The organism is Vogesella sp. XCS3, from assembly GCF_020616155.1.
In the GTDB taxonomy this organism is placed as follows: domain Bacteria; phylum Pseudomonadota; class Gammaproteobacteria; order Burkholderiales; family Chromobacteriaceae; genus Vogesella.
This window is the reverse complement of sequence record NZ_CP085530.1, coordinates 2,412,664-2,439,149: the sequence shown is the minus strand read 5'-3', so window position 1 is coordinate 2,439,149 and position 26,486 is coordinate 2,412,664. Positions and strand designations below refer to the sequence as shown.

Below are 26,486 nucleotides of genomic sequence, written 5' to 3'. Positions count from 1 at the left end.
CGGTGCTGCACTATGGCCGGAGCTGCCTGCGGGTAGCCTGTGGCGGCCAACGTGCAGGGCACATCGCCTGCTTGTGTCCGCTTGCCCCGTGATCCCTGTTGGCCGTAGCGACATGGCTTACAGGCTTTGAAGTTCGTTTTGTTGCATTCTCTTCTGGCTCTGCCGACTCTCCCCGGCAGAGCCTTTTTTTATGTGGCTATTGCTATGCTGTAAAAATATCAGCGTACAAGTGTAAAATGGCTCGGCTATGCACTGAAGATGCCTACCGCAATGGCTGTTGTGGCAAGTGCTGAATATTTTTGGGAAATTGAACATGACAATTCTGGTGACCGGCGGTGCTGGCTTTATTGGTGGCAACTTCGTGCTGGACTGGTTAGACGCAGACGATGAAACCGTGGTCAATCTGGACAAACTGACCTACGCCGGCAACCTGCAAACGCTGGCCAGCCTGCAGGGCAGCCCGCGCCACGTGTTTGTACAGGGTGATATTGGCGACCGCGAGCTGGTGGCTGGTTTGCTGGCGCAATACCAGCCGCGTGCCGTGCTGAACTTTGCTGCCGAAAGCCACGTGGATCGTTCCATCCATGGCCCGGGCGATTTTATCCACACCAATGTGCTGGGTACGTTCAACTTGCTGGAGTCGGTGCGCGCTTATTGGAGCGAATTGCCTGCAGAGGCAAAGCAAGCGTTCCGTTTCCTGCACGTGTCCACCGACGAGGTATACGGCACGCTGTCGCCACAAGACCCGCCGTTTGCCGAAGACAACCGCTACGAGCCGAACAGCCCGTATTCGGCCAGCAAGGCAGCCAGCGACCATTTGGTACGCGCCTGGCACCACACCTACGGCCTGCCGGTGCTCACCACCAATTGCAGCAACAACTACGGCCCGTACCACTTCCCCGAGAAGCTGATTCCACTGGTCATCCTTAATGCCCTGGCCGGCAAGCCACTGCCTATCTATGGCGATGGCCAGCAAGTACGCGACTGGTTGTACGTGAAAGACCACTGCAGCGCCATCCGCCGCGTGCTGGAGGCGGGCAAACTGGGCGAAACCTATAACGTAGGTGGCTGGAACGAAAAAGCCAACCTGGAGGTGGTACACACCATCTGCACGCTACTGGACGAGCTGCGCCCGAGCGCGGACGGCCAGCCCTACGCCAGCCAGATTACCTACGTGCAAGACCGCCCCGGTCACGACCGCCGCTACGCTATCGATGCACGCAAACTGGAACGCGAGCTGGGCTGGAAGCCGGCGGAAACCTTCGATAGCGGTATCCGCAAGACGGTGCAGTGGTATCTCGATAATCAGGACTGGGTGGCCGGCGTCACCAGCGGCAGCTACCGCGACTGGCTAAACCAGCAGTACGGAGCCTGAGCATGACAACACGCATCCTGATCACCGGTAGCAGTGGCCAGGTCGGTTTCGAGCTGAAACGGGCGCTGGCTTTGCAGGGCGAATTGATCTGCCCGGCGCGGCACGATTTCGACCTGTCACAGCCGGCTAGCCTGGTGGCGGCGCTGGATGCGTGGCAGCCCGACATTATCGTCAACCCGGCTGCCTACACGGCGGTTGACAAGGCGGAGGACGAGCCGGCGCTGGCGCAGGCCATCAACGCCGAGGCGGTGGCGGTGATGGCGCAGTGGGCGGCGGCGCATAATGCGCTATTGCTGCATTACTCCACCGATTACGTATTTGACGGCAGCAAAGCCGGCGCCTGGTGCGAAGACGATGCAGCCAAGCCGCAGTCGGTATACGGCAGCAGCAAATGGCAGGGCGAACAGGCCATCCGCGCCAGCGGCTGCCGCCATTTCATCTTGCGTACCTCGTGGGTAGCCGGCGTGTATGGCCAGAACTTCCTGAAAACCATGCTGCGCCTGGCTGCCAGTCGCGACAGTCTGTCCGTGGTCGCCGACCAGTTTGGTGCGCCTACGCCGGCCAGCCTGCTGGCAGACGTGGCGGCCAACCTAGTACAGCGGGCCCGCGTTGCACCGGATCAGCCTTACGGCACCTACCACGTGGCGGCGCAGGGGCGTACCAGTTGGCACGAGTACGCCAGTTACGTGATCGGGCTGGCGCGTGAATCCGGTTGGCCGCTACAGTTGGCTGCCGCACCACAGGCCATTCCCAGTAGCGCCTACCCGCAAAAGGCTCACCGCCCGGCCAATTCGCAGCTGGATTGCAGCAAGCTGATACAGACCTTCGACCTGCAGTTACCGCACTGGGCGCAGGCGATGAAACAGATCTTCGATACGCTGGATAATCTCAAATGAACACAAAAGCACGCAAAGGCATCATCCTGGCTGGTGGTTCCGGTACCCGGCTGTACCCGGCTACCTTGGCGGTGAGCAAGCAGCTGCTGCCGATCTACGACAAGCCGATGATCTACTACCCGCTCAGCACACTAATGCTGGCAGGCATTCGCGAGATCCTGATCATTTCCACCCCGCAAGACACGCCGCGCTTCCAGCAGCTGCTGGGTGATGGTAGCCAGTGGGGTATTCACCTTGAATACACGGTGCAGCCCAGCCCGGATGGCCTGGCGCAGGCTTTCATCCTGGGCGAGGCCTTCCTGGATGGTGCGCCGTCTGCATTGGTCTTGGGCGATAATATTTTCTACGGTAATGATTTCCCGCGCTTGCTAAAGCAAGCCACGGAGAAAGCACAAGGGGCGTCTGTGTTTGCTTACCACGTCCACGATCCCGAGCGTTATGGCGTTGTAGAATTCGACGCAACTGGCCATGCTATCAGCATCGAAGAAAAGCCAGCCCAGCCCAAGTCCAGTTACGCGGTTACCGGGCTGTATTTCTACGACGAACAAGTGGTGGAGATCGCCAAAGCGATCAAACCGTCGCATCGTGGCGAACTGGAGATTACCGACGTGAATGCCGTGTACCTCCAGCAAGGTACGCTGGATGTGCAGACCATGGGCCGTGGCTACGCCTGGCTGGATACCGGCACCCATGAGTCTATGCTGGAAGCTAGTCAGTTCATTGCGACAGTGGAGAACCGTCAGGGCCTGAAAGTGGCTTGCCCGGAAGAAATTGCCTATCACGCTGGCTGGATTGACGTTAACCAAGTGGAAAAACTGGCCGCCCCGCTCAAGAAGAATGCTTATGGCCAGTATTTGTTGAGCATGCTGCGTCAGCAGCAACGTTGAGCGGCTTCGTCCTTCATGCAAGGCTGTGACGTATGTCACAGCCGATTTTTATGGTTGTGATATGAACATCATCGATACCGCCATTACTGATGTCAAAATCATCGAACCCAAAGTGTTCGGCGACGAGCGTGGTTTTTTCTACGAAAGTTTCAGCCAGCGCCTATTCGACGAGGCCGTGGGCCATCGCGTTGACTTCGTGCAGGATAACCACAGCCGTTCGGCACGAGGTGTGCTGCGCGGCCTGCATTACCAGCTACCGCCCTATGCTCAGGGCAAGCTGGTGCGGTGCACTGTGGGCGAGGTATTTGACGTGGCGGTAGACATCCGTCGCAGTTCGCCTACCTTCGGGCAATGGGTGGGCGTGCACCTGTCGGCGGAAAACAAGCGTCAGCTATGGATTCCTGCAGGTTTTGCCCACGGTTTTGTCACCCTCAGCGAACACGCCGAGTTTTTGTACAAGACTACCCAGTACTACGCACCCAGCCACGACCGCGGGATCTTGTGGAACGACCCTGCCATCGGTATTGCCTGGCCGGACGCCGGTACGTTGCAGCTGTCCGGCAAAGACCAGGTGCAGCCTTTGCTGGCTGCGGCCGAGCTGTTTGACTAAGCGCCGCTAAATAACGCGTCTGACTTTGCCGTGTGCCGCCAGGCTGTACCATTTGTACGGCTTGCGCGGGTTTGTTCAGGTGCGGGTGCGCAGTGGTTTTGTTGCCGTTACGCGTGCAAACCCTCCTCTTTGGTGCCGTTTGGCGCTATCGTTACGCCTTGCTCTGCTCTAGCAAGGATTTCGCATGAAGCTTCTGATTGCCGAAGACGACGCCGTACTGGCCGACGCGCTGTTGACGCGGCTCGACAGGCTGGGCTTTAGCACCACCCACGCCGCCGATGGCCTGCTGGCGCAGCAGCTATTGCTGGCCGAGTCCTTTGACGCCGTGATTCTGGATATAGGCCTGCCGGGTCTGGACGGTTTGCAGGTGCTGCGTAATGTGCGTGTGCATAAACCGGCTTTACCTATTCTGATCTTGACCGCGCTGGATAGCATGGAAGACCGCGTGGCCGGGCTGGACGCGGGCGCTGACGACTATCTGGTCAAGCCGTTCGAGTTCCCCGAGCTGGAAGCACGCATCCGTGCCTTGCTGCGTCGGCATCGAGTTGCCGAGGCAGTGCGCGACGAGCTGCATTTTGCCGGCTTGCGCCTGGACCGTGCCGGCCAGCGCGTGTGGGCCGGGGAGCAAGCGCTGGATTTGTCAGCGCGCGAGTTGCAACTGATGGACATCCTGATGGCCAACGGTGAACGGGTGGTCACCAAAGAGCAGATTGCCGGCGAGTTGGCTACCGAGGGTGAGGAGGTCGGTGTCAACGCGGTAGAGGTTTACGTACACCGCCTGCGTAAAAAGCTGGATGGCTGCGGTGTGGGCATTCGGGCCGTGCGCGGCCTGGGTTATCTGCTGGCCGCTACCGACGATGCCTGAGCCGGCTGCGGCCAACCCTGGAGCTACCATGTCCCGCCCCCGCGAGCTTTCCCTGCGCCGCCAGCTACTGATGTGGCTGCTGTTGCCACAGCTGGTCTTGTGGCTGTCTGCGGCATTTCTCGCTTACAACATGGCGCTGGTATACACCAGTGAAGTCATCGATCGTACCTTGGCCAAATCCAGCAGTGCACTGGCACGCCAGGTCAAACCGTTCGGCGGTGGTTTCTATGTCGATTTCCCGCGGGCGGCGCGCGATATCCTGGAGCAGGATCCGGATGACCGCGTGCACTATATGGTGAGTTCGCCGCCCGAGGCATTCTTGCTGGGCGAGCCTGCCATGCCGCGCCCACCGGCGGGGGTGGCGGCCAAGGCGGGGGACAGTTTTTTTTACAATGCCCGCATGAAGGGCGTGGAAGTCCGCGTGGCCGCACAGTATTTGCTGGCGGGTACTGAAGAGCGGCCGCAGCTGATGTTGGTGCAGGTAGCCAAAAGCCGCGCGCTGAATGCCGAGCTGGCGCGCAAGATTCTGGTGGACATGGGGCTGCCGCTGTTGGGCCTGATGCTGCTGACGAGCGTGCTGGTGTGGGCCGGTATCAGCCGTGGCCTGTCACCGCTACGTAGCCTGCGCCGCCGTGTGGAGGACTGTAGCGCCCGCGACCTTGCCCCGATCGAGGTAGAAAACGCCCCCAATGAAGTGCGCTCGCTGACCGCTGCCATTAACAGCCTGCTGGACGAGGTACACAGTCAGGTAGCGCAGCAACGGCGCTTTATCGCCGATGCGGCTCACCAGCTGCGCACCCCCCTGGCTGGCCTGAAGTCGCAAACCGAGCTGGTACGTACCGAGCTGCGGGAGCGCGAACCCGACCTGCCGCGCGTGAGTCGCCAGCTAGCGCAAGTAGAAACCAGCGTGGCGCGCTCCATCCGGCTGGTGAACCAGCTACTGGCGCTGGCGCGCGCCGAACCCGAAGCGGGCCTGACCTTGCAAACGCTGGATTTGGCCCTGCTGGTGCGCGAGGTGACGGCAGAGGCAGTGCCCCGCGCCCTGAGCGCCCGTATCGACCTGGGGCTGGAAGCCGAGGCGGGTAGCATGATGATCCGCGGTCATGCCGGCTTGCTGCGCGAGCTGCTGGCCAACCTGCTGGATAACGCCGTGCAGTACACCCCGGCTGACGGCGAAGTTACCGTGCTGCTGCAGCGCCGTGGCCCGCAGGTGTACGTTGCCGTACAGGATAATGGCCCGGGTATACCGGCAGCCGAGCGCGAGCGTGTGTTCGAACGTTTTTACCGTGGCAGTGCCGAGGGTAAAGGCAAAGGCTGTGGCTTGGGGCTAGCCATCGTGCAGGAAATCGCCCGTCGTCACGGCAGCCAGCTCGTACTGGGCGACACCCCCGGTGGCGGGTTAAGTGCCAGCCTGCAGCTGGAACTTGTGGCGGGCTAAGCGCCGCTTTAGACGGTTGTGCCGGCACCACAGTCGTGTAGTTGACACACTAGATTTCCCCTTCATGGTGCGCCGCAGCAGGCGTGCCATGCCTTGTATCTGCTTGATTTGCCTGAATGTCATGCTGCCTTGCGTGCCGACCTGGTGCAAAACTTACAGCTGCTGCACTTAAAACTTACACAATTCTTACGGCTTGCAGCTATAGTTCAGCCAACTGCCCGGGTGCTGAGGAGAACAGCGCCCGCAGTTAAGCCAATAATCCGCCGCCAGGCTTGGCCGGCAAGGCGGAAAGACGCATCACAATCATGGAGATGAACATGAAGCTGAAAAGCCTGACCCTGGCCGTAATGGCCGCTACCCTGTTGCCTGCTGCCGCTTTTGCCGGCGACGTGGAAGTACTGCACTGGTGGACTTCCGGTGGCGAAGCCAAATCGGCAGCCGAGCTGAAAAAGATGATGACCGCCAAAGGTCACGCCTGGAAAGATTTCGCAGTAGCTGGTGGTGGTGGTGACAACGCCATGACCGCACTGAAAACCCGCGTTGTATCCGGTAACCCGCCAACCGCCGCCCAGATCAAGGGCCCGGCCATTCAGGAATGGGGTGCAGAAGGCGTACTGGCTGACATCGATTCCGTAGCTAAAGCCGGCAACTGGGACAAGCAGCTGCCAACCGTAGTCAGCAATGTGATGAAGTACAAAGGCAAATACGTTGCCGCCCCGGTAAACGTACACCGTGTGAACTGGCTGTGGGTTAACCCGGAAGCCTTCAAGAAAGCCGGCGCCACCGTACCGAAAACCTGGCCGGAATTCTTTGCCGCTGCCGACAAGCTGCAAAAGGCTGGTATCCAGCCGGTAGCCCACGGCGGCCAACCTTGGCAGGATGCCACCCTGTTTGAATCGGTAGCTCTGGGTGTGGGCGGTGCCGACTACTACAACAAGGCTTTCGTCAAACTGGACAAAGCCACACTGGCCGGCCCGACTACCGTGAAGGTGTTCGAGACCATGGCCAAGATCAAGACCTACATCGATAAAGGCGCTGCAGGCCGCGACTGGAACCTGGCGACTGCCATGGTGATCAACGGCAAAGCCGGCATGCAGTTCATGGGTGACTGGGCCAAAGGCGAATTCACCGCCGCCGGCAAAGTACCGGGCAAAGACTTCATCTGTACCGATGCCCCGGGTACCCAGAACGCCTTCACCTTCAACATCGACTCCATGGCCATGTTCCAGCAGAAGTCCCCTGCTGCGGTGAAAGCCCAGGCTGACCTGGCTGCCACCATCATGAGCCCGTCGTTCCAGGAAGTGTTCAACCTGAACAAGGGTTCCATCCCGGCGCGCCTGGATACCCCGATGGCCAAGTTTGACGACTGCGCCAAGAAATCCAGCTTCGACATGAACGTCGCTGCCAAGAGCAACAAGCTGGTACCGAGCTTCGCGCACAAAATGGCCATGCCTTCCGCTACCGAAGGTGCCATGGTGGACGTGATTTCGCAGTTCATGAACTCGAACATGACCCCGGCTCAAGCGACCGAGCGTCTGGCCAAGGCCGGCGCCGTACGCTAAGCCCTACGGCCCTGCTGCCCATTGGCAGGGCTGTTGTCTGATGTTGCGCACAGGCCGGCGCGCCCGGCCTGTTTCTGCCCCCTTATCCGTCTAGCCACCATGCTGCGCCCCGCGGCAGGGAAGCCTGCGGCCAACTATTGGGCAGAGAGCGTGTTTACCGACCGAGACAGCAAGGAATACACATGTCTGCCTCCCCCTCTCAAGGCCGCCTCAGCGCGCTGGCCGACCGCTGGCTACCCAAGCTGGTGCTGTCGCCTACGCTGGCCGCCAGCCTGATCTTCGTCTATGGCTTTATTGCCTGGACGGGGTGGCTATCTTTTACCGAATCCCGCCTGATGCCGCGTTACGACTGGGCGGGCCTGCTGCAGTACCAGGCGTTGTTTGAAAACGAGCGCTGGTGGACTGCTGCGGCCAACCTGGGCATTTTTGGCAGCCTGTTCATTCTGTTCTGTCTGCTGGTGGGCCTGCTGATGGCCATCCTGCTGGACCAGAAAATCCGTGCCGAAGGCGCACTGCGCACCATCTACCTGTACCCGATGGCGCTGTCCTTCGTGGTGACCGGTACCGCGTGGAAATGGATGCTGAACCCGGATATGGGCCTGCAAAAGGTGATGAACGACCTGGGTTTTGCCAACTTTACTTTCGACTGGCTGGTGAACCCGGACATGTCCATCTACACCGTGGTGATCGCCGGTGTGTGGCAAAGCTCGGGCTTCGTGATGGCGCTGTTCCTGGCCGGCCTGCGCGGCATTGACGACTCCATCATCAAAGCCGCCCAGGTAGACGGTGCCAGCCTGCCTACCATCTACCGCCGCATCCTGATTCCCAGCCTGCGCCCGGTATTCTTCAGCGTGTTGCTGATCCTGTCGCACATCGCCATCAAGAGCTTCGACCTGGTGATGGCGCTAACCGGCGGCGGCCCCGGTACCTCGTCCGATGTACCCGCCATCTTCATGTACCAGTTTGCCTTTACCCGTGGCCAGCTGGGCCAGGGTGCCGCCTCGGCCATGATGATGCTGTTCACTATCGTCGCCGTCCTCGTGCCCCTGATGTATATGGAAACAAGGAGTGCCAAACGTGTTTAAGAACCTCACCGTTGGCCGCGCGCTGGTGTACGCCGCGCTGCTCCTGATGGCCATCTATTACTTGCTGCCGCTGTACGTGATGCTGACCACCTCGTTCAAAAGCCTGGACGATATCCGCGCCGGCAATATGCTGTCGCTGCCGCAAGCCTGGCAGGGCGGGGCGTGGGTGAAAGCCTGGGCCGAGGCCTGCACCGGGGTGGAATGCAACGGCATGCAGGGCTTCTTCTGGAACTCCATCAAGATGACACTGCCAGCCGTCGCTATCTCCACCATCTTGGGGGCGGTAAACGGCTACGTGGTATCGATGTGGCGTTTCCGTGGCTCCGACGCGTTGTTCACCATGTTGCTGGTTGGCTGCTTTATTCCCTTCCAGGTTGTGCTGCTGCCGATGGCGCAGGTACTGGGCATGCTGGGTATCGCCAATACCACCACCGGCCTGGTGCTGGTGCACGTGGTGTACGGCACGGCGTTTACCACGCTGTTCTTCCGTAACTTTTACATCACCGTACCGGACGAGCTGGTGAAAGCCGCCCGTATCGACGGCGCCGGCTTCTGGACGATTTTCCTGCGCATCCTGCTGCCGATCTCCGGCCCGATTTTCGTGGTGTGCATCATCTGGCAGTTCACCCAGATCTGGAACGACTTCCTGTTCGGCGTGGTATTCGCCAGCGGCGAAGCCCAGCCCATTACCGTGGCGCTGAACAATCTGGTGAACACCTCTACCGGGGTGAAGGAATACAACGTGGACATGGCCGCAGCCATTATTGCTGCGCTGCCGACTCTGTTTGTTTACATGGTTGCTGGCCGCTACTTCGTGCGTGGCCTGACAGCCGGTGCCGTGAAAGGTTAATGCGATGGCCGCTCTTTCCATCAACAATGTGTACAAGACTTACGCCAACGGCACCGACGTGCTCAAGGGCATCGACATCGCCATCGAAGATGGCCAGTTCCTGATTCTGGTTGGCCCGTCCGGCTGCGGTAAATCCACGCTGCTGAATATGATTGCCGGCCTGGACGATATCAGCAGTGGCGATATCGAAATCGGCGGCAAACGCGTGAACGACCTGTCGCCCAAAGACCGCGACATTGCCATGGTGTTCCAGAGCTATGCGCTGTACCCGTCGATGACCGTGCGCCAGAACATCAGCTTTGGCCTGGAAATCCGCAAGGTAGCGCAGGCCGAAATCGACGCCACGGTAAACCGCGTGGCCGAGATGCTGCAGATCACCCATCTGCTGGACCGCAAGCCGGGCCAGATGTCCGGTGGCCAGCGTCAGCGCGTGGCCATGGGCCGTGCGCTGGCACGCAACCCGTCCATCTTCCTGTTCGACGAGCCGCTGTCCAACCTGGACGCCAAGCTGCGTGTGGAGATGCGTACCGAAATCAAGCTGATGCACCAGCGCCTGAAGTCCACCATCGTGTACGTGACCCACGACCAGATCGAGGCCATGACGCTGGGCGACAAGATTGCGGTGATGAAGGACGGCATCGTGCAGCAGTTCGGCAGCCCGCAAGACATCTACGACAACCCGGCCAACCTGTTTGTGGCCAGCTTCATCGGCTCGCCATCGATGAACTTTATTCCGGCCACGGTGATTCAGACTGGCGACAGCATCGGTGTGAAGATCTGCGACGACAATGGCTGTGTGGTGTTGCCCTTGCCGCACGATAAAACCAAGCTGGCGCAGTTTGTCGGCGAGGAAGTGATCTTCGGCATTCGCCCGGAGCAGATCACCGACGCGCGCACCGCGCACCGTGAAGGCCTGCCGGTGATGAGCTGCCACATCGATGTCATCGAGCCTACCGGCCCGGATACCCTGGTGTTTGTCTCGCTGAACAACACCAAGGTGTGCTGCCGTACCCACCCCACCGAGGCCAAGCGCCCGGGGCACAGTATGGAGCTGGTGTTTGATGTGTCCAAAGCCGTGCTGTTCGACCCGAAAACCGAAGCCCGGATCGTGTAATGGCAGCACTGGCCCTGCAAAGGTTGGCCGCATCGGGGCCATTGCTCTCACCGGTGGCTGCTGGTGTCTGGCGTCTGGACGAATGGGAATTTGACGACGCCGCGCTGGCTGCCTGGGTGGAACACGCCCTGGCGCTGGGTATCACCACCTTCGACCATGCGGATCTGTACGGCGGCTTCACCTGCGAAGCGCTGTTCGGCCGCTGGCTGAAGGCCAACCGCTCTCGGCGCGACGAGCTGCAGCTGGTGAGCAAGTGCGGCATCAAGCCGCCGCTGGCCGAGCGCGGCTGGCAGGTGAAGCACTACGACACTTCGGCGGCGCACATCACCGCCAGTGTCGAGGCTTCGCTGCGCCAGCTGGGTACCGACTACCTCGACCTGCTGTTGATCCACCGCCCCGACCCGCTGCTGGATGCGGATGAAGTGGCCGATACCTTTCGCCGCCTGTTCGAGTCCGGCAAGGTGCGCCACTTCGGGGTATCGAACTTTACGCCGTCGCAGTACGCCTTGCTGGCCAGCCGTTTTCCGCTGGTGACCAACCAGATTGAGGCCTCGCTGCTGCACCTGGATCCGCTGTTCGACGGTACGTTTGACCAGTGCCAGCAGCTGCGGGTACGCCCCATGCTGTGGTCGCCGCTGGCCGGCGGCCGCCTGCTGGATGCTGCGGCCAACCCTGGCCTGTACGCAGCCTTGCAGCAGCTGGCTGTCGAGCTGGATGTCAGCGTGGCCACGGTGGTACTGGCCTGGCTGCTACAGCACCCGAGCATGCCGCTGCCCATTATCGGCTCGCGCCGCCTGGCGTCGCTGGACGATGCCGCCGCAGCCACCCGCCTCAAGCTCAGCCGCCAGCAATGGTTTGCGTTGCTGCAAGCGGCGCGGGGTGACGAGGTCGCCTGATTTTCTCTGTTGTAACGTGATGTTCGTTGTTGTGTTGTACGTTGCTTGCGCGGCCTTCGGGCCGCTTTTTTTATGCCGCAACCGCCCAGGCCAGGTGGCGGTTTTCATGCATTTGTTGTGATAGGGGGGTGTGGCGAATTTTCTGCGAAAATAGGCAAGCATGGCGTAATAATGCGCAAGAAACCCATGTAAAGCGGCTATTTCTTCGCAATAAGTAGCGATTAGGCCGGTGCTAAGCTTTCGACAGTTCTTCCGCTGCGAGGCGCACCATGCTCTACGATATCAGCCCCTCCTTGACGACCGGCATGCCGGTCTGGCCTGGCGATACACCCTTCCAGTCCCGTCCCCACTGGGTATTGGAGGCTGGCTGCCCGGTCAATGTGGCTTGCCTTACCTTATCGCCGCATAGCGGTGCGCATGCGGATGCGCCCTACCATTATCTGGCCAACGGTATGCCTATCGGTGAGGTGGCGCTGCAGCCTTATCTGGGGGTGTGCCGCGTGGTGCACTGCCTGTTACCCGGGCTGCAGGTCAGCCTGGCCCTGCTGCAGGCCGCGCTAGCCGGCACCGGGCCACTGCCGCCGCGCATCCTGTTGCGCACCTATGAACGGTTTCCGCATGAGCGCTGGGATGCGGATTTTCCCGGCATCGACCCGGCCGCCATTGACTGGCTGGCGAGCCAGGGCGTGCTGCTGATTGGCGTCGATACGGCCTCGCTCGACCCTTCCCATAGCAAAACCCTGGCGGCACACCACGCGGTAGCACGCCACGGTATGGCGATTCTGGAAAACCTGGTGCTGGACACGGTTGCGCCGGGTGATTACGAGCTGATTGCCCTGCCGCTGAAGCTGATGCATGGCGATGCCAGCCCGGTACGCGCCATTTTGCGCGACCTGCCTGTTCGTGCACCCAACGATTTGTTTTCACCGGCCTAGCCTGCACCAGGGTGCCGGAACCGCGCTACCCGTCCGGGTGGTATTCCCTTGAGCCAAGCAACGATGCCTGCGTAGACAGGCAGGGCTCTGTCACGCATGGAGAGTATTGGAGCAGAACATGAGCAGAAGTTTTCAGAAAATCAAAGACCGCGAACAGGGGCTGCAACGCCGCCTGACCGCGGGGCAAATGAGCATGATCGCCATTGGCGGCGCTATCGGCACCGGCTTGTTTCTGGGCAGCAAGTTTGCTATCGGCTTTGCCGGCCCCAGTGTGCTGCTTAGCTATGCTATCGGCGGCGTGATTACCCTGCTGTTGATGGGCTGCCTGGCAGAAATGACCGTAGCGCACGCCACGTCAGGCTCGTTTGGCGCCTATGCCGAACACTATATCAACCCGTTGGCGGGCTTCCTGGTGCGTTACGCCTACTGGTCGGCGATTGTGCTGGCCGTGGGGACCGAGGTTACCGCAATCGCCGACTATATGGCGTACTGGTTTCCCGGCGTGCCATCGTGGTGGTGGATATCACTGTTTTCCGGGGCGTTGATCCTGGTAAATGCCAGTAGTGTCAAAGCTTTTGGCGCGGTTGAGTACGGCTTTTCCAGTATCAAGATCGCCGCCATTCTGGGCTTCATCTTTCTGGGCAGCATGGTGGTGTGGGGGACTAACCGCCCCGAATTCGGCGTGCACCTGTACACCGCAGGCAGCGGCTTTTTGCCGCATGGCTGGTGGGGTATGTGGTTGGCCGTGATCATTTCTATCTTCAGTTACCTCAGTGTAGAAATGATTGCGGTAGCAGCGGGGGAGGCGGAAGACCCGGAGCGGGCGGTCAAGCAGGCTTTTCGCGCTACCATTGTGCGTTTGCTGGTGTTTTATCTGCTCTCGCTGGCCTTGATCCTGGCCATTGTGCCGTGGGAGCGTGTGGGAGAAGGCAGCAGCCCGTTTGTGACGGTAATGCAGGTGCTGGGCATACCGTATGCGGCAGATATTCTGAACTTTGTCGTGATCGTGGCGGCGCTGTCTGCCATGAATAGCCAGCTTTACATTACCACCCGCATGATGTTCAGCCTGGCCAGGGGGGGCGATGCACCCAAAGCACTAGGCCGGGTCAACAGCCAGGGTGTGCCGCTGAACGCGCTGATGCTGTCGTCTATGGGTATTGCCGTGGCCACGCTGCTGTACGTGCTCTACCCGCAGGATGCCTTCATCCTGATGATTTCGCTGTCGATGTTTGGCGCCATGTTCACGTGGATGATGATTTTTCTCACGCACCTGTTTTTCCGCCGCCAATACGAATCCGCCGGCAACCCGCCGCTGGCTTTCCGTATGAAACTGTACCCGTTTACCAGCCTGCTGGGGCTGGGGTTGATGCTGGCCACCATGGTGACGACGCTGTTTACCGACGAATTCAACATGACCCTGAAATTCGGCCTGCCTTTTCTGGTGGTATTGGTTTTTCTATACAAATTCGTGCGCAAGCCGCATGCCTCTTACGACGATGCGATGTAAGGCAATACAAAATTGTGTGTCGTAAGCCTTGCCCCGCGAATGCGGGGTTTTTTCATGACAGGTCTCCGCTGGGGGCCGTGGCAGCTTTGTTGGCAGGTACTTTCATGGCACGGCCTGGCGAGAAGATATTGATTTTGTGGCAAAATACCGTCCTCGCCCCGTCGATGTCGCCGGGGCATATTTTTTTGCAGGAGAGCATGTGTTTGCCAAGATAAGCCCCGCAGCCGCCCGTACCGATGTGCTGAGTGGCCTGACCGTCGCGCTGGCGCTGGTGCCAGAAGCCATAGCCTTTGCCCTGATTGCCCATGTCAGCCCGCTTACCGGCCTGTACGCGGCGTTCTTCATCTGCCTGATCACCGCGCTGTTCGGTGGCCGCCCCGGCATGATTTCCGGTGCTACCGGCGCGCTGGCTGTGGTGATGGTGTCCATCGTGGTGCAGCATGGTGTGGAGTACCTGTTTGCCAGCGTAGTGTTGATGGGCGTATTGCAGCTGCTGTTCGGCCTGCTGAAGCTGGGAAAATTCATCCGCATGGTGCCGCACCCGGTGATGCTGGGCTTCGTCAACGGCCTGGCTGTCGTGATTTTTCTGGCCCAGTTCGGCCACTTCAAGCTGGACGGCGTCTGGATGGGCAGCCAGCAGCTGGCCATCATGGGCGGGCTGATCGCACTAACCATGGCCATCATCTATTTGCTGCCGCGTGTCACCACGCTGATTCCGTCAGCCTTGGCGGCCATTCTACTGGTAAGCGGCCTGGTGGCCTTGCTGGGGCTGGACACCAAGACGGTAGGCGATATGGGCTCCATTGCTGGCGGGCTGCCTACTTTTCACGTGCCACAGGTACCGCTGACGCTGGAAACGCTGTACATCGTGCTGCCTTACGCCGCCATTCTGGCCGCTATCGGCCTGATCGAATCGCTGCTGACACTGAACCTGGTAGACGAGATCACCGACACGCGCGGCCAACCCAATCGCGAGTCGCTGGCACAGGGTGCGGCCAACGTGGTGGCCGGCTTTTTTGCCACCATGGGCGGCTGCGCCATGATAGGCCAGAGCATGATCAATATTAATAACGGCGCGCGCCACCGCTTGTCCGGTGTGGTGGCGGCGGTGTTCCTGCTGGGCTTCATCCTGTTTCTGGCGCCGTGGATCGAGCAGATACCGTTGGCCGCACTGGTGGGCCTGATGTTTGTGGTGTCGCAAAAAACCTTTGCCTGGGGCAGCCTGCAAACCCTGCGCAAGATTCCGCGCCAGGATGCCCTGACCGTGGTGGGTGTGACGGTGATTACTGTGCTGACCGACCTGGCGGTAGCCGTGCTGTGCGGCGTGGTATTTGCCGCGTTGGTGTTTGCCTGGCAGCACGCCAAGCGCATGACGGCCCACAGCCATACCGACGCCCAGGGCTGGAAAGTGTACGAGCTGGACGGCACGTTGTTCTTCGCTTCTTGTGCCAGTTTTGCCGCCCTGTTCGACCCCAAGGGCGACCCGCAGCACGTGGTGGTGGAATTCCGCCATGCCCGCGTGGCCGACCAGTCCGCCATCGAGGCCATCGACACGCTGGCTGCGCGTTACCAGCAGGAAGGCAAGACCCTGCACCTGCGCCACCTCAGCCCGGACTGCCTGGCGCTGCTGGGCCGCGCCAAGGACATGGTCGAGGTAGACAGCTTTGCCGACCCGCACTACCACATTGCCGACAACCGCCTGGGCTAAGCCTACCCGCATGATGCCAAGCCGCCGCCCGGGCGGCTTTCTTTTTGGCCGCTGGCGTAAGGGGCTGGACAGCCGCCATGCCAGCCGCTTACGATGACCCATCCCCTGAGTCGGGGGAGCGTCGCTCGGACGGTTCCGGGCGCTTACGTTGAAAGGTTTCCCATGTCGTCTACCGGCAAGCGCCGCTTTGCGCGCATCGATCGTCTACCCCCCTACGTTTTCAACATCACCGCCGAACGCAAGATGGCTGCCCGCCGCCGTGGCGACGATATCGTCGACATGAGCATGGGCAACCCGGACGGTGCCACGCCGCCGCATATCGTGGCCAAGCTCACTGAAGCCGCACAGCGGCCCGATACCCACGGTTACTCGGCGTCCAAGGGCATACCGCGCCTGCGCCGCGCCATCGCGCGCTGGTACCAGCAGCGCTACGCAGTGGATATCGACCCGGACAGCGAGGCCATCGTCACCATCGGTTCCAAGGAAGGCCTGGCGCACCTGATGCTGGCCACGCTGGACCGCGGCGACACCGTGCTGGTGCCGGACCCGAGCTACCCCATCCACATCTACGGCGCGGTAATTGCCGGCGCCGATATCCGCAGCGTGCCGATGGCGCCGGATGTGGACTTCTTTGCCGAGCTGGAAAAAACCATTCGCGGCAGCTACCCCAAGCCCAAGATGATCGTGATCGGCTTTCCGTCCAACCCCACAGCGCAGTGCGTGGAGCTGGACTTTTTCGAGCGCGTGATCGCGCTGGCCAAGAAGCACGACATCTTCGTGGTGCACGACCTGGCCTACGCCGACATCGTGTTCGACGGCTGGAAAGCGCCATCCATCATGCAGGTACCGGGCGCCAAGGATATCGCGGTGGAGTTTTTCACCCTGTCCAAGAGCTACAACATGGCCGGCTGGCGCATCGGTTTCATGGTGGGCAACCCGGACCTGGTAGCCGCGCTGGCGCGCATCAAGAGCTACCACGACTACGGCACCTTTACCCCGCTGCAGATTGCCGCCATCGCCGCGCTGGAAGGTGACCAGCAATGCGTGCGCGACATTGCCGCCACCTACCAGAAGCGCCGCGACGTGCTGTACAAGGGGCTGATGGAGGCAGGCTGGCAGGTGGACCTGCCCAAGGCGTCGATGTACATCTGGGCGCGCATCCCCGAGCACTACCGCGCGCTGGGCTCGCTGGCGTTTGCCAACCTGCTGCTGGACAAGGCCAAGGTATCGGTGTCGCCCGGCGTAGGCTTTGGCGACTACGGTGACGAGTACGTGCGCTTTGCGCTGATCGAGAACGAAAACCGTATCCGCCAGGCCATCCGCGGCATCAAGACCATGTTCCGCGCCGACGGGCTGCTGCCGCCCGCGTGACCTTATGACCTGGTAGATGCAGCCAGCAAAACGCCGCCCTTCTGGGCGGCGTTTTCATGTGCGGCCAACGTTGGCCGCAGGCCTAGCCCTGGCGGTCGGCCGGGTGGTTGATGCCATCAAACACCGGGACATCACCTAGCAGGTAGGGGTTCACGCCGTCCAGGCAGCCGACGTTGTAGCCGTATTCGTCCGGGTGCGAGCGGCGCTGGTGGTGGGTGTAAATGCCGCACACCGAGCAGAAGTAGTGTTTGGCGGTGTGGGTGTTGAACTGGTACAGCCGCAGCAGCTCGGCGCCTTGCACGATGCGCACGCCGTCCAGCTTTACCGAGGCCACGATGGCGCCTTTGCGGCGGCAGATCGAGCAATCACAGCGGCGCGGGCGGTCTATGCCGTTGGGCAGCGTCAGCGCCAGTACCACACCGCCGCAGTGGCAGCGCGCTGTGTGTACCGGCTGGATCAGGGTGTCGCCTACTTGCTTGATCATACGCGTGGCTCCGGTCGTCAAAGGGTCTGTCTCGGGGTTGCGGCCAAGGTTGGCCGCAGGCTCAGAACAGCTGCGGCTGGGTGTCGCCAAAGCGGCTGCGCTGCTCGTGCGCCAGCAGCCAGGCCTTGCGCTGCAAGCCACCGCCGTAGCCGGTAAGGCTGCCGTCTTTGCCGATGACGCGGTGGCAGGGCACGATGATGGCCACGCGGTTGGCACCGTTGGCGCCGGCCACGGCGCGGATGGCGGCCGGTTTGCCCAGGCGGTCGGCCTGCTGCTGGTAGCTGCTGGTGTCGCCGTAGGGGATGGTCTGCAGCGCTTGCCATACCTGCTGCTGGAACGCCGTGCCGGGCAGGTGCAGCGCCACGTCGAAGCGCTGGCGGCTGCCGTCAAAATATTCGCCGATTTCGCGCTCGGCCTGGCGCGTGTGCTCGTTTTCGCCGGCCACGATGCGGCAGCCCAGCAGCCGCTGCAGGTCGGCAAACTCGCGCTCGTTACGCTGGCTGACGGCAAATTCCAGCAGGCAGACGCCTTGTTCGCTGGCGCAGACGAACATCGGCCCCAGCGGGCTGTGAAAGCGGTGTAGCAGTAGTGGGGCAGCAGTGGTTTGCATGATGGCTTCGGCTAGTCAGTGGCCGCCAGTGTAGCGCAGCACGGGGCAGGGTGCGTGGCTGCGATGGCAGTGGCGGCATGTATCAGGGTGCATGCCATGCTGATACAAACTGACTGCATTTTGCCGCATGGCCTGCGCTAGCCTTGTGCTGCCGGTACGCGGTGTGCCGGTATGGCAAGGAGGTGCACGCTATGAGTATTTCAGGCCTTTCTGCAGCCGGTTCTACCATTTACGGTGGCTTTAGCACCGTAGGGAGTGGGGCAGGCAAAATTGCGTCGGGGGTGAGTGACATCGCCAGCGGCGTGGTGACGGTAGCCAGCGGTGTTACCAGCGGTATCGAAGAAGCCGGTGATGCGGTGATGGAAGGTATTTCACTGGGTGGTGAAGCCATTGCCAAGGCAATAGGCGGCACGATAGACACGCTGGTGTAAGACATTGGCCGGGCCCGAGCCTGCCCGGCCAGTGGTAGTAGAGCAGCAGGCTGTGCTGAGTTGTTATGTACTTGGGCCGGTATGGGCCCTGCAGCAAAAAGTGGGGCGGGCCCGGATAGGCACAGGCCATGTTCACGACATTTTTTGCCGCAGGGAAAATACCGGCTGTTTTTTTATCGATCCTTGCCTAAGCTCACTCTATGCGCCAGCGCTCACGACAAGGAGACCGACTATGCAAGTGGCAGAGCTGTTCGACAAGGCATCCGGCAAACTACCCATGGTGCCCAAAGTGGTCCAGGAGCTGATTGCCAGCTTCAACGACAAAAACATCAATATGGACGACGTGGCCAACAAGGTGGCGCACGACCAGGTGCTGAGCGCGCGTGTACTGCGCCTGGCCAATACCGCGCGTTTTGGTGGCAGCCGCAAGATCGGCTCGCTGGAAGATGCGGTGGTGATGCTGGGCTTTGACAACCTGCGCGTGCTGGTGATTGCCTCGGGTGTCAGCGGTGCCACGGCCAACATTCCCGGTTTCGACATGAAAAGCTTCTGGGGGCGCAGCTTCGAGATGGCCAATACCAGCAAGGCGCTGGCCAAGCTGGCGGGGCTGGACACCCAGCTGGGCTATACCTGCGGGCTGATGTCCAATATCGGTGAGCTGGTGTTACACGTGGCCGAGCCGGAAAAAGCCGTGCAGATCGATCGTGTGGTAGATGGCGGGGCCGACCGCCTGGCGACCGAGCGCATGGTGCTGGGTATGGACCTGACCGAAGTCGGTGCCGAGCTGGCACGGCGCTGGAACTTCCCTGACGCCATCCAGGACGCCATCCGCAACCAGCACAATCTGGTGCCGCCGGCTGACGCGTCGCCGTATGCGCTGCTGATCGGCATGGCATCGTATATTGTGGCGGGCTTCAACCGCGGCATGAGCGAACAGGACATGCTGGAAACCGTGCCGCAGCGCGTGGTGTCGGCTTTGAATATCAGCGCCGAGCAGCTGGAGGGGGCGATTAGCCATCTGAAAGAGATGAGTACCCAGATCGACAGCTTGCTGTAGCGGCGATCCGGCCGTACATGTAACAAGGCCCCGCTATGCGGGGCCTTGTGCGTTTAGCGGCCTCAGGCCGGCTGTTCGGCAGCGTCTGCCGGCGGGGTCTTGCGCGAAATCACCGACACAAAGCGGCATTCCAGCTCTTGCATCAGCTCGTCGATACGGATGATCTGCAGCTGGATGCGGTCGCCGTTTTCCAGCTCCGGCAGGCCCGGGATGCGCAGGCGTACCGGTACGCCGTCGATGCGTACCAGATCTTCCTTGATGAAAGTCGCTGTCGGCTCGCTGATACCTTCCTGGCTGAACCAGCGCAGGCACCAGAAGTACTCCATCTTGTCCTGGAAGCCCAGATAGGCGCTGTAGGCCGCGTCGAAGTCACGCAGCAGCGCAAACAGCATGGCGTCGCCTTGCGGGTACTGCGGCTCGTCGCCACGTATCATCGCCACCAGCTGGCGCTGGTTGACGAAGTCGGACGCACGGCGCAGTGGCGAGGTGCTCCACGCGTATTGCGCCACGCCCAGGCCGATGTGCGGCTCGGGGCGGGTGGTCATGCGTACCTTGCCCATGCTTTGTGCGCGGTACATGGCCGGGATGTCGGCCTCGGCCAGCATGCGGCCCCATTCGCTGTTGGCCAGGATCATCAGCTCGGAAACCAGCTTGTCCATTGGCGAGCCGCGCTTGCGGATGGTGATGCGCACCTTGCCGTCTTCCACGGCAAAGTTGTAGTCCACCTGCGGCGGGCGGTTCGGGTCCGGCGTTTTGCCGCGGAAGGCTTCGCGGGCATTGGCAAACTGCCACAGCCAGACCAGCTCGCGCTTGAACGCGTAGTCGGGGCCAAAGCCGGGCGCGGCCAAGGTGTCTTCGTTGAATACCTGTTCCAGCTGGTCGTGGCGCAGGTTGGCCGCAATGTGTACGCGTTCCACGCGGTTTTCAAAGTCCACCAGCTCGAACGACGGGGTCACGTCCACGTACAGGCTCAGTGCCGGGCACGCCTGGCCTTCCTGCAGGGTGAACTGCGCCACTACGTCGTCCGGCAGCATGGTGATCTTGTTGCCGGGGAAATACACGGTAGACAGGCGCTGGTGCACGATCTTTTCCAGATCACTACCTGGCGCGATACCCAGCGTCGGGGCGGCAATATGGATACCCACGCGGATATTGCCATTGGCCAGCCATTGTACCGACAGCGCATCGTCGATCTCGGTGGTGGCGGCGTCGTCGATGGAAAACGCCTGTACTTCGGCCAGCGGCAGCTCGTCAGGCAGGGTGGCCGGCGCGTACTGGCCAAAGCCCAGGCCTTTGGGGAAGTGCTCCATCTGGAAGCCGGCCATCATGTAGTCCGGCACCGACGGAATACCGCCCACCTTGTCGGCCAGGCGCAGCGGCGGCAGGCTGGTGGCGCGGCTGGCCTGGTCGAAGGCCTTGAATTCCAGCGTGTTCTTGTCCGGGCGGTACAAAATGGCCATCAAGTGGCTGCGGATGGCGTCTGGCAGGGTGCCTGCGGCCAACTGTACGGCCCAGGCGTCGATCTGCTCTTGTTCGCGCTTCTTGCGCTCGATACCGGCCAGCGCGGCTTTCAGGGTTTCTTCCGGTGCAGCCTTGAAGCGGCCCTTGGCCTTTTTGTAGAAGTACATCGGTGCGGCGTACAGGCGCAGCAGGATGGCTGCGTTTTCCAGCGCGCTGGGCGCGTGGCCAAAGTAGTCGGCGGCCAGTACTTCAAAACCGAATTCGTCGTCGCCGCAGCATTCCCACAGGAAGTCCACGTCTATATCGGCAGCAATCGCCTCTGCGGCGGGCAGAAAGTCTGGCAGCGCGCTGCTGAACTCCAGAAACACGTTGGCCGCTTTCAGTTTGGTGCGCTTGCCGTGCTGGGTATCGATTTGCAGACTGGCGTCAGCGCGCGACACCACGCTGCCTACCTTGAAGCTGCCGCTTTCTTCGTAAAAGACGTTCATACTGCCTCTGGCGGGACCTAGTCTGCCCCGTGCTATGAATGAAACGGAAGATTATAGCAGCAGGCTGCGTCACACCGCTTTACTGCCGGTATACTGCGCTTCTTTGTATAAATGTTTGTTTAATTTAGCCATGTCAGCGCAGACCATTCCCCAAACACTGCTGGGCCTTTCCCAGGAAATGGACCATGTTGGCCGCCAGCTGCTAGACCGTTGGGACCCCGAGCTCGCCCGGCGCTTCACCGCGTTGAGCCAGTGTTTGCAGGGTGTGGCCGAGCAAGGCGGGGCCGACGAGCTGCTGCGTGCCAATGACGAGCTGGCCGCCCAGCTGCGCGCATGGTTGAAACGGCGCCGTGCGCCAGACGACATCCTGGGCCTGCGCCAGCAGCTATCGCTGGTGACCCAGCTGGCCAGCATGCCGGCGCCGGTGAAGCACACCACCAGCGCCGTGGCGCTGCGCCAGAACCACAGGCTGTTCCTGTGGGCGGGCGAGCGTGATGTGGATCACTACCTGATCGAGCAGCTGGCGTGCTTTGGCTACCAGATGGACGTATTCCGCGATGCTTTGCTGCTGCAGCAGGCGCTGCGCCAGCACACGCCGGGCGCGCTGGTGGTGTATAGCGATTTCGTGGGGGAGGCCAGCCTGTTCCCGCCAGGCATGCCCATGCCGTGCCCGGTGTTGTACGCCAGCCCGCGTCGCGACTTCGAAGCCAGGCTCAAGGCGGTACGCAGTGGCGGGCAGGGCTTTCTGGGCTGGCCCCTGCAGGTGCGCGAGCTGCTGGATGCCCTGGCGGTGCCGCAGCAGCAGGACCGCCGCAACCCGCTACGCGTGCTGCTGATCGAAGACATGGGTTCGCTGGCCGGCCTGTACTCGGCAGTACTGAACCAGCACGGCATCCTCACCGAAGAAGTCACCCGCCCCAGCCGCGCGCTGGAGGCGATCGAGCGCTTCCGCCCCGACCTCATCCTGATGGATATGTATATGCCGGAGTGCGACGGCAAGGAGTTGGCGCGCATCATCCGCCAGCAGGGGCTGATGGACGGTATCCCGATCATTTTCCTGTCGATGGAAAAGCGGCAGGACATTCAGCTGGACACCCTCGCGCTGGGGGTGGACGGCTACCTGACCAAGCCGGTATCCAGCGACGAGCTGGTGGTCACCGTGACCACCCGCGCCCGCCGCTACCGCAAGCTGCGGTCTTATATCAGCACCGACAGCCTCACCGGCCTGCTGAACCATACCCACCTGTTTGCGCGGCTGGAGTACGAATTTGCCCGCGCCCAGCGCGAACGGCTGCCGCTGGCGATGGTGATGCTGGATCTGGACCACTTCAAACGTATTAACGACAACTACGGCCACCAGGCTGGCGACGAAGTGCTGGTGAACCTGGCGCGCTTCCTGCGCGAGCGCCTGCGCCGCAGCGACCTGATCGGCCGTTACGGTGGCGAGGAGTTTGCGCTGGTGTTGCCCGGCATGACGGTAGACCAAGCGTACCGTTTGATAGAGGCGATTCGTGGCGATTTCGAGCTGCTGGACCAGCAGTCGCCGCGCGGGCGTTTCCGCCAGACCTTCAGTGCCGGCCTGTGTGGTGCCGAGGGCGTCACCGACGTGGTGGCACTGGTGCAGCGCGCCGATGCCATGCTGTACCGCGCCAAGGAGCTGGGGCGTAACCTGGTGGTGGCGTGGAGTGCCGAAGCCGGGGCGCATTTGCCGCCGCAGCTTTAGCCAGCCATACGCACAAGGGCGCCTGCGGCGCCCTTGTGCTGTGTACTGCGGCCAACCTTATACCGGGTCGGCCAGGTACATGCGCACGTTGTGGTCGTCCAGCAGCTTTTTCAGGCTTTCCGGCGGCATGGCGTCGGTAAAGATGGCGTTGAACTCGCTGATATGGCCCATGCGCACCAGCGCATTGCGGCCGAACTTGCTGTGGTCTGCCGCCAGGAAACGGTGGCGGGCGTTGTTCATCATGGCCTGCGCCACGCGTACTTCGCGGTAGTCGAAATCCAGCAGCGAGCCGTCGGTCTCTATCCCCGACACACCGATGACGGCGTAGTCCACCTTGAACTGGTTGATGAAATCCAGTGTGGCCACGCCGGTAATGCCACCGTCGGAGGCGCGTACCACGCCCGAGGTAATCATCACGGTAAAGTCGGGGTTGGCCGACATGATGGACGCCACGTGGATGTTGTTGGTGATGACGCGCAAGCCTTTGTGGCTAGCGGTCAGCGCCTGGGCAACGGCTTCGATGGTGGTGCCGATGCTCATGAACAGCGAGGCATGGTCGGGAATGTTTTCCGCGATCATGTCGGCAATGTGGGCTTTCTCGCTTTGCAGCTTGCCCTTGCGCGAGAAGTAATCCTCGTTTTCGACGCTGTTCCCCAGCGCCGCACCGCCGTGGTAACGGCGCAGCAGATTGGCTTCGCACAGCTGGTTGATGTCGCGGCGGATGGTCTGTGGCGTCACGTCCAGAATGCGCGCCAGCTCTTCGATAGGCATAAAGCCATTCTCGCGTACCAGCTGCAGGATTTTGTCGTGTCTTGGGGATCGGCTCATGGGGTGGCAAGTTCGGAATCGAAAATTACCCTGAGTCTTTAACATATTTCCGGCGACGGCGGCAACTTCACCTTGTCATAAACGAATGTTTGATGATGAAAAAACGCCAGTGCGGGCGCACTGGCGTTGGATATTGTTGACAAATGGCAGGCTGCAAGGCAGTGCAGCCATCCGTCGGGGTACACGCTGTTACGGCACTGCCGCTGCCCGCCAGGTGGCCAGCCAGCCGGTAGCGCCCTGGCGCTGCACCGCTGGCTGCCAGCCTGACGCGGCAGGCGGTACGCGTATCAGAAGTTGTACTTGATGGTGGTGATCAGGGCGCGCTGGTAGGTAGCGGAGCCCAGTTTCTGGTCGGCGTAGCGGTAGGTCAGGCCACCGGTTACGCTCTTGGTGGCGTTCCACCACAGCGATACGGCGCCGTTATTGGCCAGTTTGCGGCCGTTGGCCACTTTGCCGTCCTTGCCCATGGCCAGGTAGCGGTTTTCACGGTCGAATTCGATCTCGTGCCACTGGGTCACCATCAGGTCCTGACCGGCGGCCTTGAACGGGAAGCCCAGCACCCAGCCGGCCATCATGCCGTTGCGGTGTGCGCCTACACCTTGTTTGAATTCCTGATGCGCGCCCAGGAACGGTTTTACCCACAGGCTGCCGGCGGAGAAGCTGGTGCCCAGGCCCAGAACGCGGTTCTGGTCGTAGAACTTGCCTTCACGGAAGTCGTACACGTGGGCGTAAGCCTGTACCGGCAGGTTGCCGATTTGTGCCACGTTCACGCGGGCCACTGCCTTCGTAGCGTAGCGACGGTTCTGGCCGCCGTTTTCGCGGGTGTTCTGGTCGGCGTTTTCTACGTCGGCAAAGCCGTACAGTTCGCCCCAGTTACCGCCCATGCCGCCTTCGGCTTCCAGGTAGGCAAAGTCTGCCTTGCCGCCGAACGGGCCTTTATTGGTACGGTCCTGGGTGTTGGACGACCAGTCCAGCCAGTTGGCGCTTACGTTGGAGAAAGTGTAGTCGGCGTGGGCAAAGCCGGCACAGGAGGCCAGCGCCAGAGCGATCAGGGTAGTGCGAGTTTTCATGAGTGATTCTGCTGCGTGCGTTAAAAAAACACCCGCTTGCCGAGCATGGCGACACCAGGCCGGAAAACGGGGACGCGGAGAATAGCAGAAATAGCGATAAATGCGCAGTCAAACGGCTGTTTAGCATAAATGCTGTGTTATTCCTGCACGTTTGCCGTCATAAGATGACGATGGCGCATGATTAACGCATGAAGTCGGCTGGCCAGCCGTAGCGGCGCAAGTCGATGCGGCCGTTGCGGCCAACCTCGATACCGTCTTCTTCCAGCAGCAGGCGCTGGTAGTCGGCCTGCGGGGTGCCCGGGCGGGCAATACGCCCGCTGCTGCTAACCACGCGGAACCATGGCCAGCCCGCGCCTTCGGGTGCGCTGGCCAGCAGCTTGCCCACGTGGCGGGCGTGGCGCGGGTAGCCCGCCAGCGCAGCCAGCACACCGTAGCTGCTGACGCGCCCTGGTGGAATGGCCAGCAGCTGCGCCAGCACGGCGCGTTCGAAGCCGGCGTCCATCAGCCGTAGCGGCGGTCGGCCACGAAGGGGTTGCTGCGGCGCTCGTCCCCTATGGTGGTAAACGGGCCATGGCCAGGCACCACTGTCATGTCGTCCGGCAGCGCGAACAGCTTGCTGCGGATGGCGTCGATCAGCTGCTCGTGATCGCCCATGGGGAAGTCGGTACGGCCGATACTGCCCTGGAACAGCACGTCGCCGACGATACAGACGTTGGCCGAATGGCTGACAAACACCACGTGGCCTGGCGTGTGGCCGGGGCAGTGCAGCACGTCCAGCACCTGATTGCCCACGCTGACGGTATCGCCCTCGTGCAGCCAGCGTTCCGGCGTGAGCGGCTCGGCCCGCGGAAAGCCGAACATGGTGCCCTGGCTGGGCAGCTGGTCCAGCCAGAAGCTTTCGGCCGGGTGCGGGCCTTCGATGGCCACGCCTAGCGCGTCGGCCAGCTCGCGTGCCCCGCCGGCGTGGTCGATATGGCCGTGGGTGAGCAGGAGCTTTTCTACGGTCAATCCCTGTGCATCGAGAAAGGCGCGAATACGGCCGATATCGCCACCGGCATCCACCACGGCGGCCTGGCCGGTTTCATCGCACCAGATGACTGAGCAGTTTTGCTGGAAGGGGGTAACGGGAATGACCTTTAGCTGTAAAGACATGGCTATAGAATCCTTCAGTTAATTTAATGGTTTCAATTCTGACAGCCGAGTGGTAGCGATAAAAGTACTTTTGCTGCTTGCCG

General features: G+C 61.4%; 25 protein-coding genes. 18 read left to right on the top strand and 7 right to left on the bottom strand.

Annotation, left to right across the window (positions count from 1 at the left end; translation table 11 throughout):
* Window positions 1-313: 313 nt before the first annotated feature.
* The 15 genes from rfbB (at window position 314) to alaC (ending at window position 17,099) form a co-directional block, all read left to right on the top strand.
* Window positions 314-1,375, top strand: a complete 1,062-nt coding sequence (gene rfbB, locus LCH97_RS11685) for a dTDP-glucose 4,6-dehydratase (RefSeq protein WP_227301839.1) — start codon at window positions 314-316, stop codon at window positions 1,373-1,375.
* A gap of 2 nt (window positions 1,376-1,377) precedes the next feature.
* Window positions 1,378-2,271, top strand: a complete 894-nt coding sequence (gene rfbD / locus LCH97_RS11680; RefSeq protein WP_227301838.1) for a dTDP-4-dehydrorhamnose reductase — start codon at window positions 1,378-1,380, stop codon at window positions 2,269-2,271.
* Entirely contained in the window at window positions 2,268-3,158 is an 891-nt protein-coding gene (rfbA, locus tag LCH97_RS11675) for a glucose-1-phosphate thymidylyltransferase RfbA (protein WP_227301837.1), read from the top strand. The genes rfbD and rfbA overlap by 4 nt, the downstream gene beginning before the upstream one ends.
* 61 nt (window positions 3,159-3,219) lie before the next feature.
* The gene (rfbC, locus tag LCH97_RS11670; RefSeq protein ID WP_227301836.1) at window positions 3,220-3,768 is read left to right on the top strand and encodes a dTDP-4-dehydrorhamnose 3,5-epimerase; all 549 of its coding nucleotides are present in this window, start codon (window positions 3,220-3,222) and stop codon (window positions 3,766-3,768) included.
* Between the two features lie 184 nt (window positions 3,769-3,952).
* Entirely contained in the window at window positions 3,953-4,633 is a 681-nt protein-coding gene (locus LCH97_RS11665; RefSeq protein ID WP_227301835.1) for a response regulator transcription factor, read from the top strand.
* A 28-nt stretch (window positions 4,634-4,661) separates the two neighbouring features.
* Window positions 4,662-6,071, top strand: coding sequence for a sensor histidine kinase (locus tag LCH97_RS11660; RefSeq protein ID WP_227301834.1), 1,410 nt, complete (start codon window positions 4,662-4,664; stop codon window positions 6,069-6,071).
* 317 nt (window positions 6,072-6,388) lie between these two features.
* Entirely contained in the window at window positions 6,389-7,633 is a 1,245-nt protein-coding gene (locus tag LCH97_RS11655) for an ABC transporter substrate-binding protein (RefSeq protein ID WP_227301833.1), read from the top strand.
* A 182-nt stretch (window positions 7,634-7,815) separates the two neighbouring features.
* The gene (locus LCH97_RS11650; protein WP_227301832.1) at window positions 7,816-8,718 is read left to right on the top strand and encodes a carbohydrate ABC transporter permease; all 903 of its coding nucleotides are present in this window, start codon (window positions 7,816-7,818) and stop codon (window positions 8,716-8,718) included.
* Window positions 8,719-8,764: 46 nt separating this feature from the next.
* A complete protein-coding gene (locus LCH97_RS11645; protein ID WP_051028581.1) occupies window positions 8,765-9,568 on the top strand; it encodes a carbohydrate ABC transporter permease in 804 nt (267 codons plus the stop codon).
* A gap of 4 nt (window positions 9,569-9,572) precedes the next feature.
* On the top strand, window positions 9,573-10,682 hold the full coding sequence (locus LCH97_RS11640) for an ABC transporter ATP-binding protein (RefSeq protein ID WP_227301830.1): 1,110 nt from the start codon (window positions 9,573-9,575) through the stop codon (window positions 10,680-10,682).
* The gene (locus LCH97_RS11635) at window positions 10,682-11,578 is read left to right on the top strand and encodes an aldo/keto reductase family oxidoreductase (protein WP_227301829.1); all 897 of its coding nucleotides are present in this window, start codon (window positions 10,682-10,684) and stop codon (window positions 11,576-11,578) included. Before LCH97_RS11640 ends, LCH97_RS11635 begins: the two co-directional genes overlap by 1 nt.
* Before the next feature lie 269 nt (window positions 11,579-11,847).
* On the top strand, window positions 11,848-12,513 hold the full coding sequence (kynB, locus tag LCH97_RS11630) for an arylformamidase (RefSeq protein ID WP_227301828.1): 666 nt from the start codon (window positions 11,848-11,850) through the stop codon (window positions 12,511-12,513).
* Between the two features lie 118 nt (window positions 12,514-12,631).
* Window positions 12,632-14,020: an amino acid permease gene (locus tag LCH97_RS11625; RefSeq protein WP_227301827.1), complete on the top strand. Its 1,389-nt coding sequence runs from the start codon at window positions 12,632-12,634 to the stop codon at window positions 14,018-14,020.
* A gap of 199 nt (window positions 14,021-14,219) precedes the next feature.
* The gene (locus LCH97_RS11620; RefSeq protein ID WP_227301826.1) at window positions 14,220-15,728 is read left to right on the top strand and encodes a SulP family inorganic anion transporter; all 1,509 of its coding nucleotides are present in this window, start codon (window positions 14,220-14,222) and stop codon (window positions 15,726-15,728) included.
* A gap of 162 nt (window positions 15,729-15,890) precedes the next feature.
* Window positions 15,891-17,099 carry an alanine transaminase gene (gene alaC, locus LCH97_RS11615; RefSeq protein WP_227301825.1) on the top strand — a complete coding sequence of 403 codons (1,209 nt, stop codon included), beginning with the start codon at window positions 15,891-15,893 and terminating at the stop codon, window positions 17,097-17,099.
* An 82-nt stretch (window positions 17,100-17,181) separates the two neighbouring features.
* Here the strand turns inward: alaC and LCH97_RS11610 are convergent, their stop codons facing one another.
* Complete coding sequence (locus LCH97_RS11610; RefSeq protein WP_227301824.1) at window positions 17,182-17,583, bottom strand: GFA family protein; 402 nt, start codon at window positions 17,581-17,583, stop codon at window positions 17,182-17,184.
* A 61-nt stretch (window positions 17,584-17,644) separates the two neighbouring features.
* Window positions 17,645-18,193: a methylated-DNA--[protein]-cysteine S-methyltransferase gene (locus LCH97_RS11605; RefSeq protein WP_227301823.1), complete on the bottom strand. Its 549-nt coding sequence runs from the start codon at window positions 18,191-18,193 to the stop codon at window positions 17,645-17,647.
* Between the two features lie 191 nt (window positions 18,194-18,384).
* Between LCH97_RS11605 and LCH97_RS11600 the strand changes: the two genes are divergently transcribed.
* Window positions 18,385-18,624, top strand: a complete 240-nt coding sequence (locus tag LCH97_RS11600) for a hypothetical protein (protein ID WP_227301822.1) — start codon at window positions 18,385-18,387, stop codon at window positions 18,622-18,624.
* A gap of 232 nt (window positions 18,625-18,856) precedes the next feature.
* A complete protein-coding gene (locus tag LCH97_RS11595) occupies window positions 18,857-19,681 on the top strand; it encodes an HDOD domain-containing protein (RefSeq protein WP_227301821.1) in 825 nt (274 codons plus the stop codon).
* Between the two features lie 62 nt (window positions 19,682-19,743).
* On the opposite strand, the gene LCH97_RS11590 is transcribed toward LCH97_RS11595, so the two are convergent.
* Complete coding sequence (locus LCH97_RS11590; RefSeq protein WP_227301820.1) at window positions 19,744-21,630, bottom strand: ribonuclease catalytic domain-containing protein; 1,887 nt, start codon at window positions 21,628-21,630, stop codon at window positions 19,744-19,746.
* Window positions 21,631-21,760: 130 nt separating this feature from the next.
* Between LCH97_RS11590 and LCH97_RS11585 the strand changes: the two genes are divergently transcribed.
* A complete protein-coding gene (locus tag LCH97_RS11585; protein WP_227301819.1) occupies window positions 21,761-23,353 on the top strand; it encodes a diguanylate cyclase in 1,593 nt (530 codons plus the stop codon).
* Window positions 23,354-23,410: 57 nt separating this feature from the next.
* Here the strand turns inward: LCH97_RS11585 and LCH97_RS11580 are convergent, their stop codons facing one another.
* From LCH97_RS11580 to LCH97_RS11565, 4 genes are all read right to left on the bottom strand, one after another.
* Window positions 23,411-24,181: a DeoR/GlpR family DNA-binding transcription regulator gene (locus LCH97_RS11580; protein WP_017507526.1), complete on the bottom strand. Its 771-nt coding sequence runs from the start codon at window positions 24,179-24,181 to the stop codon at window positions 23,411-23,413.
* A 287-nt stretch (window positions 24,182-24,468) separates the two neighbouring features.
* Window positions 24,469-25,251, bottom strand: coding sequence for an outer membrane protein OmpK (locus tag LCH97_RS11575; protein ID WP_227301818.1), 783 nt, complete (start codon window positions 25,249-25,251; stop codon window positions 24,469-24,471).
* 181 nt (window positions 25,252-25,432) lie between these two features.
* Window positions 25,433-25,753 carry an MGMT family protein gene (locus tag LCH97_RS11570; protein WP_227301817.1) on the bottom strand — a complete coding sequence of 107 codons (321 nt, stop codon included), beginning with the start codon at window positions 25,751-25,753 and terminating at the stop codon, window positions 25,433-25,435.
* On the bottom strand, window positions 25,753-26,403 hold the full coding sequence (locus LCH97_RS11565) for an MBL fold metallo-hydrolase (protein ID WP_227301816.1): 651 nt from the start codon (window positions 26,401-26,403) through the stop codon (window positions 25,753-25,755). Before LCH97_RS11565 ends, LCH97_RS11570 begins: the two co-directional genes overlap by 1 nt.
* Window positions 26,404-26,486 lie beyond the last annotated feature (83 nt).

What these genes read in the sequence shown, in the direction of transcription:
- rfbB (WP_227301839.1), top strand. Translation starts at nt 314, where the DNA reads ATGACAATTCTGGTGACCGGCGGTGCTGGCTTTATTGGTGGCAACTTC.
- rfbD (WP_227301838.1), top strand. Translation starts at nt 1,378, where the DNA reads ATGACAACACGCATCCTGATCACCGGTAGCAGTGGCCAGGTCGGTTTC.
- rfbA (WP_227301837.1), top strand. Translation starts at nt 2,268, where the DNA reads ATGAACACAAAAGCACGCAAAGGCATCATCCTGGCTGGTGGTTCCGGT.
- rfbC (WP_227301836.1), top strand. Translation starts at nt 3,220, where the DNA reads ATGAACATCATCGATACCGCCATTACTGATGTCAAAATCATCGAACCC.
- LCH97_RS11665 (WP_227301835.1), top strand. Translation starts at nt 3,953, where the DNA reads ATGAAGCTTCTGATTGCCGAAGACGACGCCGTACTGGCCGACGCGCTG.
- LCH97_RS11660 (WP_227301834.1), top strand. Translation starts at nt 4,662, where the DNA reads ATGTCCCGCCCCCGCGAGCTTTCCCTGCGCCGCCAGCTACTGATGTGG.
- LCH97_RS11655 (WP_227301833.1), top strand. Translation starts at nt 6,389, where the DNA reads ATGAAGCTGAAAAGCCTGACCCTGGCCGTAATGGCCGCTACCCTGTTG.
- LCH97_RS11650 (WP_227301832.1), top strand. Translation starts at nt 7,816, where the DNA reads ATGTCTGCCTCCCCCTCTCAAGGCCGCCTCAGCGCGCTGGCCGACCGC.
- LCH97_RS11645 (WP_051028581.1), top strand. Translation starts at nt 8,765, where the DNA reads ATGGCCATCTATTACTTGCTGCCGCTGTACGTGATGCTGACCACCTCG.
- LCH97_RS11640 (WP_227301830.1), top strand. Translation starts at nt 9,573, where the DNA reads ATGGCCGCTCTTTCCATCAACAATGTGTACAAGACTTACGCCAACGGC.
- LCH97_RS11635 (WP_227301829.1), top strand. Translation starts at nt 10,682, where the DNA reads ATGGCAGCACTGGCCCTGCAAAGGTTGGCCGCATCGGGGCCATTGCTC.
- kynB (WP_227301828.1), top strand. Translation starts at nt 11,848, where the DNA reads ATGCTCTACGATATCAGCCCCTCCTTGACGACCGGCATGCCGGTCTGG.
- LCH97_RS11625 (WP_227301827.1), top strand. Translation starts at nt 12,632, where the DNA reads ATGAGCAGAAGTTTTCAGAAAATCAAAGACCGCGAACAGGGGCTGCAA.
- alaC (WP_227301825.1), top strand. Translation starts at nt 15,891, where the DNA reads ATGTCGTCTACCGGCAAGCGCCGCTTTGCGCGCATCGATCGTCTACCC.
- LCH97_RS11610 (WP_227301824.1), bottom strand. Translation starts at nt 17,583, where the DNA reads ATGATCAAGCAAGTAGGCGACACCCTGATCCAGCCGGTACACACAGCG.
- LCH97_RS11605 (WP_227301823.1), bottom strand. Translation starts at nt 18,193, where the DNA reads ATGCAAACCACTGCTGCCCCACTACTGCTACACCGCTTTCACAGCCCG.
- LCH97_RS11600 (WP_227301822.1), top strand. Translation starts at nt 18,385, where the DNA reads ATGAGTATTTCAGGCCTTTCTGCAGCCGGTTCTACCATTTACGGTGGC.
- LCH97_RS11595 (WP_227301821.1), top strand. Translation starts at nt 18,857, where the DNA reads ATGCAAGTGGCAGAGCTGTTCGACAAGGCATCCGGCAAACTACCCATG.
- LCH97_RS11590 (WP_227301820.1), bottom strand. Translation starts at nt 21,630, where the DNA reads ATGAACGTCTTTTACGAAGAAAGCGGCAGCTTCAAGGTAGGCAGCGTG.
- LCH97_RS11585 (WP_227301819.1), top strand. Translation starts at nt 21,761, where the DNA reads ATGTCAGCGCAGACCATTCCCCAAACACTGCTGGGCCTTTCCCAGGAA.
- LCH97_RS11580 (WP_017507526.1), bottom strand. Translation starts at nt 24,181, where the DNA reads ATGAGCCGATCCCCAAGACACGACAAAATCCTGCAGCTGGTACGCGAG.
- LCH97_RS11575 (WP_227301818.1), bottom strand. Translation starts at nt 25,251, where the DNA reads ATGAAAACTCGCACTACCCTGATCGCTCTGGCGCTGGCCTCCTGTGCC.
- LCH97_RS11570 (WP_227301817.1), bottom strand. Translation starts at nt 25,753, where the DNA reads ATGGACGCCGGCTTCGAACGCGCCGTGCTGGCGCAGCTGCTGGCCATT.
- LCH97_RS11565 (WP_227301816.1), bottom strand. Translation starts at nt 26,403, where the DNA reads ATGTCTTTACAGCTAAAGGTCATTCCCGTTACCCCCTTCCAGCAAAAC.